Here is a 6,481-nt window from a genome sequence, read left to right on the forward strand (position 1 = left end):
CAGCGGTGACGAGACGGGCGGACGATCTCGCCCCGACGATCATGCCGCCTACCAGCGTGAGGACCTCACCAGCGCATCACACCAGCCCCACTGAACTGCGGAAACGAGCTTGGCGCAGCCTCAGTGGTGCACCGCCTCAGGGTCGCGCCGTTTCACGCGACCGCCATGGTCGGGGTCAGCCCCGTACGACGGGCACAGTAGCCCGGCTCGGTGACTCCTGAAGTCGTGCTCGCGGTGACCCGCACCCACGACGGCATGGAGGCGGTCGACGACCCCGAGGCCGACGGAGACGGCGTACGAACCTCGGTGGCGACAGCAGGGATCTGTGCCACCGACATCCAGTTCGCGGCGTCAGGCGTCGGCGGGTTCCTCTACGGACAGGGGTTCACCGGGTCCGACCAAGACGGCCGGCCATCGTGGAGCCCACGCGCTACGGCGGTCGATGCACCGCATGCCGCAACGGCAACCCGCAGCGGTAGGTGCGCGGGGGCGAGCGAGTCCTGGTCGTCGGGGGCGGACCATCGGCGGACACGACGCTCTCCGGTCATGTGTCCGTTCCGGTGCCCGTCAGTGCCTGGACGCCGACGACCTTCAGCAGCCGCAGCCGCTCGGCGGTCTCGCTGCCCTCCGCCGCGCTGAAGGCCATGATCCGCAGGTCGGTGCCGAGTGCCGCGAGGATGTCGCAGTCGAGGGTGAGCTCGCCGACGCTCGCGTGCCGGACCGTCTTGGTCAGGGGCTCGTGCACACCCACCACGCCGGAATCCCACAGCGCCGCGAAGTCGCTGCTGCGCGTACGGAGCCCATCGATCAGTGCGGCCAGTCCGGTGTCCTTGGGATAGCGGGCCGACGCCGCTCGCAGGTCGGACACGAAGGCCGCGCGGTGACCCGTCTTCCGGCTCACCGCCTGGGGGTATCCGTCAGGCGGCGCGACGAAGGACCACCACACCGCATTCCTCCCGAAGCCGCGTGCCGCGGGCGGGTTGCCGAACAGCGCGGCCCATAACGCGTTCCACGTGATGAGGTTCCAGGCGGCGTCATACACACTCAGCGGTGTGCCGGTCAGCCGATCCAGCAGGCGCTGGACGCCTGCCGGCACATGGTCGGAAACCTGCCCGGCGCTCGGCGCCGCCTGACCGGCGAGCACGAAGAGGTGCTCACGCTCCGCCGTCGCCAGCCGCAACGCCCGGGCCAACGCGGACAGTACCTGGGGGGACGGATTCCTCGACCTGCCCTGTTCGAGCCGCACGATGTAGTCGACGGACAAGCCGGCGAGCTGGGCGAGCTCCTCACGCCGCAGGCCTGGTGCGCGTCGGCCTCCGTCGTCCGGCAGGCCGACCCCGGCCGGTTTCGTGCGATCCCGCCAGGCGTGCAACGCCCTGCCGAGATCCGTGGCTCCGGTCACCTCCCCAGTATCGCCGATCGGCCGCGTCCGGTCGTGGTACTGCGGGTCCACCGGATGCGGCGGGTACTGGTCGATGCCCCGCGGATCCGTGGACGGTGGACGTACCGGCCGACGGCTGGTGGCCGGCGGGGATCCACCCGCCGGCAGGCACCTTGAGGAGAATATTCATGGAATACCGCAACCTCGGGCGGACCGGGATCAAGGTCAGCCCCTACGGACTCGGCACGTTGATGTTCGCCAGTCAGATGGGCAACGACCCGGACGAGTCGGTCCGGATCATCCACAAGGCGATCGACGCCGGGATCAACCTCATCGACACCGCCGACCGCTACGCCGACTCCGAGGACATCGTCGGACGGGCCCTGAAGGGCCGCCGCGACGCCGTGGTCCTGGCCACCAAGGTCGGCATGCCCATGGGCGAGGGCCCCAACCAGCAGGGCGCCTCCCGCCGCTGGATCACCACCGCCGTCGAGAACTCCCTGCGTCGGCTCGGCACCGACCACATCGACGTCTACCAGCTCCAACGGCCCGACCCGGACACCGACCTGGAGGAGACCCTGTCCGTCCTGACCGACCTCGTCAGGGCCGGCAAGGTGCGCGCCATCGGTTCGTCGACCACGCCCGCCTCGATGATCGTCCAGGCCCAGTGGGTCGCCGAACGCGCCGGGCTGCAGCGCTTCCGCACCGAGCAGCCGCCGTACTCGATCCTGAACCGGGGCATCGAGCGGGAGATCCTGCCGATCGCGCAGGAGTACGGCATGGGCGTCATGGTGTGGGGCCCGTTCGGCCAGGGCCTGCTGACCGGCCGGGTGCGCAAGGGCGGTGACAACGACCTCAAACGCGTCCAGTTCTCTCGCCACCTGTCCGACGAGCACCGCATCGACGTCGTCGAACAGCTCGTCCCGCTCGCAAAGGAGGCCGGCCTACCCATGACCCACCTGGCCATGGCGTTCACCATCGCCCACCCGGGCGTCACCGCCGCGCTCCTCGGCCCGCGCACCATGGAACACCTCGACGACCTGCTGGCCGGGGCCAACGTCGAGCTGTCCGACGACGTCCTCGACCGGATCGACGAGATCGTCCCGCTGGGCACCGACGTCACCGCGCTCGACCAGGAATACCGGCCCCCGGCCTTCCTCGAGACCGCTCTCCGCCGTCGTCCCTCCGGGCTCCGGTCGGCGGCCTGAGACCCGGGGACCCGGCGGCGGTGTGCCCGGGATGTGGTCCGGTCCTGGCACACCTCGCCGGCGGCAACGCCGTCTCGCGCACCACCGTGGACCGGTGGTTGAAGGAGGCGATCGAGTTGCTGGCCGCCCGCGCACCCCGGCCGGAGCGGGTGCTGGCGAAAATCGCTGCCCGGGAGGGTGGCAGCGTCGTCCTTCTCGACGGCCCGCTGATACCCACCCAGCGCCGCACCGGCCTGCCCCTGCGCCGCCGCTGGTCCGCGAAGCACAAACGGCACGGGCTGCTGGTCATCGCCTGACCGATGTCAAGGGACAGCTGCTGTGGGCCTCCACCGCCCGCCCCGTGGAACGGGCGGTATGCGAGCGGGCGTTCGCGCACCTGAAGAAACCCACCACCTCCTCTTGACACGCTGGCGACGTGAGGTGTCTGGCGCGTGCTGACCAAACTCCGCCTCGACGTGAAGTGGCCCACCCGGCTCGTTCGCGCGCTGCTGGTGCTCAACCAGCACGAGATCAGCTGCTGACCGACGATCTTCACGCCAGACAGGCCCCTAGGGCCTGTGTGACGTCGTGATCAATCAGTCGCCTTCAGCAGGTCGTTGATCCAGATCATGGAGGCGCGGAGGTGGAGGCCGGCGAGGTAGCTCTCGGGTGTTTTGTCGTATCGAGTCGCGATGCCCCGCCAGGCCTTCAGCTTGTTGATCAGTCGCTCGACGGTGTTGCGTTCCTTGTAGAGATCGGCGTCGTGGCGTGTGGGCCGGCCGCCGCGACTGCCCTTCTTCTTCCGGTTGGCGGCCTGGTCCTTCTTCTCCGGGATGACTGCCTTGATGTTGCGTCTGCGCAGGTAAGAGCGGTTGGCGCGGGATGAGTAGGCCTAATGGGACGCGAAGGGCAGCATGCGCCCTGTGTTCCCCGCCATTCGTGGCAAGGGTCGAGGGGCGCGAGCTGAACTTCATGGCGCGGGCCGAGCCTTTGAGTATGCCCGGATCGCAGAGTCCTTTGACAAGACGAGGTCGGCTCCGCGCCCGACTGTGCGGTCGCAACGCTGCAGGTGGGGCCGTCCTTCGTCGTTGCTTGCCCTGTCAGGCCGTGGCGCGGTTCGCTGTCCGTAGTCCGAGCCGGTTGTGCGGATCACCTCTCTCCACTGCCTGAGCCCCAGCTCTCAAGCAGACCGAGGGCCGCATGACTCGCTGGGGTTGCGAACGGCTGGTGGGATGACGTGCCTTGAGCACTTCCATTAGGGAGCACGCGCACCCCCGCACAGGTTCCGACCAGGGTCAAAGAACCACGACAGAGGAGGCCGCATGGAGATCACCGGGTTACCGGCCCTCGTGTTCTGCGGGGTGGACTGGGCCGAGGACCACCACGACATCGCGCTGGTCGACACCAGCGGTAAACAGCTCGCCAAGGTACGGATCGGCGATGACGCCGAAGGATTCGCCCAGTTCACCGCCCTGCTGATCGAGTACGGCGACCGCGCGGGCGCTCCGATCCCCGTCGCGATCGAGACGTCCCGCGGGCTCCTCGTCGCCTGCCTGCGGGCCACCGGCCGGCCCGTCTACGCGATCAATCCACTGGCCGTCGCCCGTTACCGGGACCGGCACTCCGTCGCCACATCGGGCTGCACCTCCCCTCCTACTGTGGAGACCGTGACCGGAGGGATAGTTGGGGGTCATGGCATCCAGGAAGCGCATCTACGACGCCGAGTTCCGTGAGGGGGCGGTGCGGATCGTGACGGAGACCGGGAAGCCGATTCCGGAGGTGGTCGAGGATCTGGGCATCCATCCCGGGACGCTGCACAGCTGGGTCTCACGGGCCCGGCGCAACGGGTCACCGTCGTCGGACCGGCCGGCGTCCGAGCCCTCTGGTGGCCGGATGCGGGAGGGTGAGCGGGCCGAGCTGGAGCGGCTGCGGGCCGAGGCCAGGGAGAAGGACAAGCGCATCCGCGAGCTGGAGATGGAGCTTCCCAATCTTGTTGTCAAGCCGCCGCGGCAGCGCGTTGTGCAGGCTGGTAGCACTCTCCGTCACGGATCATCGCCCACAGGACGTTGACGCGGCGGCGAGCGAGGGCCAGCAGGGCTTGTTTGTGGCTCTTACCCTCGTTGCGCTTGCGGTCGTAGTACGCCTTGGACGCGGGGCAGCACTTCAGGCTGACCATGGCCGACAGGTACATGGCTCGCAGTAGCCCGCGGTGGTAGCGCCGAGGCCGGTGCAGATTGCCGCTGACGCGGCCGGAGTCACGGGGTCTGGGGGCCAGGCCGGCGAAGCCGGCCAGCCGGTCAGCGGTGCCGAAGGCGTCCATCTCGCCGCCGGTCGCGGCGATGAACGCGGCGCCGAGCCTGGGGCCCATCCCTGGCAGGCTGCGGATCACCGCGGCGTGCGGGTGTTCGCGAAACCGGGCCTCGATTAAAGCATCGAGTTCGGCGATCTCCTCATCGAGGGCCATCACCCCCTTCGCCAGCCGGAGCACCATCGCCGCGGCCAGCGTCTCGCCGGGCAGCGCGGTGTGCTGGGCCTGGGCGGCCCCCACCACGGTCTTCGCGAGAGCAGCGGCACTGTGGACCTTGCGGTTCTTCAGCCAGTTTTCGAGCCGTTTGGTGCCCGCGCGGCGGATGGCGGCCGGGGTCTGGTAGCCGGTGAGCAGGGTGATCGGACCCTTGTTCGTCAGATCCAGAGCCCGCTCCAACGCTGGGAAGATCTCGACCAGTTGGGCGCGGAGCCGGTTGATCTGCCGGGTGCGGTCGAAGACCACGTCGAGGCGGCGAGTGGTGAGGGTGCGCAGGTCGACTGCGATCTCATCGCCGGGCCGGAGCAGACCGAGGTCACGGCGGACGCGGGCCTGGTCGGCGATCACGAAGGCGTCCTTGGCGTCGGTCTTGCCTTCGCCACGGTAGGTGCCCGAGGCGTGGTGAACGGCCAGACCGGTGAGGTAGGCGACGGGCTGACCGTGGTTGACCAGCAGACCGATCAGCAGTGCGGCACCGCCGTGGTTGAGGTCGACGGCCCACAGCACGTCGCGGGATATCTCCAGGACGTCGCCGATGAGCTGCAGCAGCTCGGCCTCGTCGTTGGAGACCCGGCGGGACAGCAAGCGGGTGCCGTCCGCATTGATCACCACGCAGTGGTGATGCGTCTTGCCGATGTCCAGTCCGGCCCAGATCTCCGGCACGTACCCTCCATGAGCTCGTCGTACACAGTTTCCGCAGACGACCTCGCCGGCGTTGCCCTACGAAGCGATCGAGTCGCAGTTCCCAATTGGCGGTCGAGTCGTCGCAGGACCCCGGGCGGCCAAGCTCCATAAACCATCCAAGTGGCACAGCGTGATGTCAGCCATACCCCGGGTCCCCGGGTCCGCCGATCTTACGAGTGACCGGCTCAGACCCGAGAAGAAAGGTAGGGCGTGATGTGTGCAAGCGATTCGTGGCCTTGTGGGTGAAGTAGCTGAGGCAGACCCGGCCGTGGCGGTCAGGGTGATCAGCAGCTGCAAGGCCGAGGAGGGCATTCCGCATCGCGTCGCCTGCCGGGCTCTGGGGGTATCGGAGTCGTGGTACTACAAGTGGCGCGACCGCCCGCCCACCGAGCGGGAGATGCGTCGACAGCACCTGGCGGAGGAGATCGAGGAGATCTTCCGCTGCTCCGGGGCCACTTACGGCTCGCCGAAGGTGTTCATCGAGCTGGTGCGCCGGGGCTGGCGGGTGTCGGTGAACCGTCGCGAAGCTGATGGCCGAGCTCGGGCTGGCGGGCCGGAAGGTCACGCGCCGCCGGTCGCTGACCAGGCCGGGCAGGCGGCCGGCCGCCCCGGACTTCGTCCGCCGGGACTTCACCGCCGAGGAACCGGACCTCGTCTGGGTGGGCGACATGACCGAGATCGACACCGTCGAGGGCAAGCTCTACC

Annotated in this window: 6 protein-coding genes and 2 pseudogenes; 5 read left to right on the top strand and 3 right to left on the bottom strand. The window is 68.9% G+C overall.

Translation table 11 applies throughout. The features are described 5' to 3' along the window. Window positions 1-544 precede the first annotated feature (544 nt). Window positions 545-1,402, bottom strand: coding sequence for a helix-turn-helix domain-containing protein (locus ACTWQR_RS54990; protein ID WP_443234889.1), 858 nt, complete (start codon window positions 1,400-1,402; stop codon window positions 545-547). Between the two features lie 167 nt (window positions 1,403-1,569). Between ACTWQR_RS54990 and ACTWQR_RS54995 the strand changes: the two genes are divergently transcribed. Both ACTWQR_RS54995 and ACTWQR_RS55000 read left to right on the top strand, forming a co-directional pair. Next, complete coding sequence (locus ACTWQR_RS54995) at window positions 1,570-2,589, top strand: aldo/keto reductase (protein ID WP_443234890.1); 1,020 nt, start codon at window positions 1,570-1,572, stop codon at window positions 2,587-2,589. Between the two features lie 20 nt (window positions 2,590-2,609). Continuing rightward, window positions 2,610-2,885: a hypothetical protein gene (locus tag ACTWQR_RS55000; protein ID WP_443234891.1), complete on the top strand. Its 276-nt coding sequence runs from the start codon at window positions 2,610-2,612 to the stop codon at window positions 2,883-2,885. A gap of 275 nt (window positions 2,886-3,160) precedes the next feature. Here the strand turns inward: ACTWQR_RS55000 and ACTWQR_RS55005 are convergent. Continuing rightward, window positions 3,161-3,460 (bottom strand): annotated as a pseudogene (locus ACTWQR_RS55005) (transposase); the annotation flags it as partial. A gap of 430 nt (window positions 3,461-3,890) precedes the next feature. On the opposite strand from ACTWQR_RS55005, the pseudogene ACTWQR_RS55010 reads away from it, so the two are divergent. Next, window positions 3,891-4,199 (top strand): annotated as a pseudogene (locus tag ACTWQR_RS55010) (IS110 family transposase); the annotation flags it as partial. A gap of 61 nt (window positions 4,200-4,260) precedes the next feature. Beyond that, entirely contained in the window at window positions 4,261-4,638 is a 378-nt protein-coding gene (locus tag ACTWQR_RS55015) for a transposase (protein WP_443234892.1), read from the top strand. On the opposite strand, the gene ACTWQR_RS55020 is transcribed toward ACTWQR_RS55015, so the two are convergent. Then, a complete protein-coding gene (locus ACTWQR_RS55020) occupies window positions 4,565-5,755 on the bottom strand; it encodes an IS110 family transposase (RefSeq protein WP_443234893.1) in 1,191 nt (396 codons plus the stop codon). The two genes, ACTWQR_RS55015 and ACTWQR_RS55020, sit on opposite strands and share 74 nt — an antisense overlap. 301 nt (window positions 5,756-6,056) lie before the next feature. On the opposite strand from ACTWQR_RS55020, the gene ACTWQR_RS55025 reads away from it, so the two are divergent. Beyond that, window positions 6,057-6,481, top strand: a 425-nt coding sequence (locus ACTWQR_RS55025) for a helix-turn-helix domain-containing protein (RefSeq protein WP_443234894.1), incomplete at its 3' end; no start/stop codon positions are given.

This window comes from Streptomyces sp. 2A115, from assembly GCF_052245575.1.
Classification (GTDB): Bacteria; Actinomycetota; Actinomycetes; order Streptomycetales; family Streptomycetaceae; genus Streptomyces.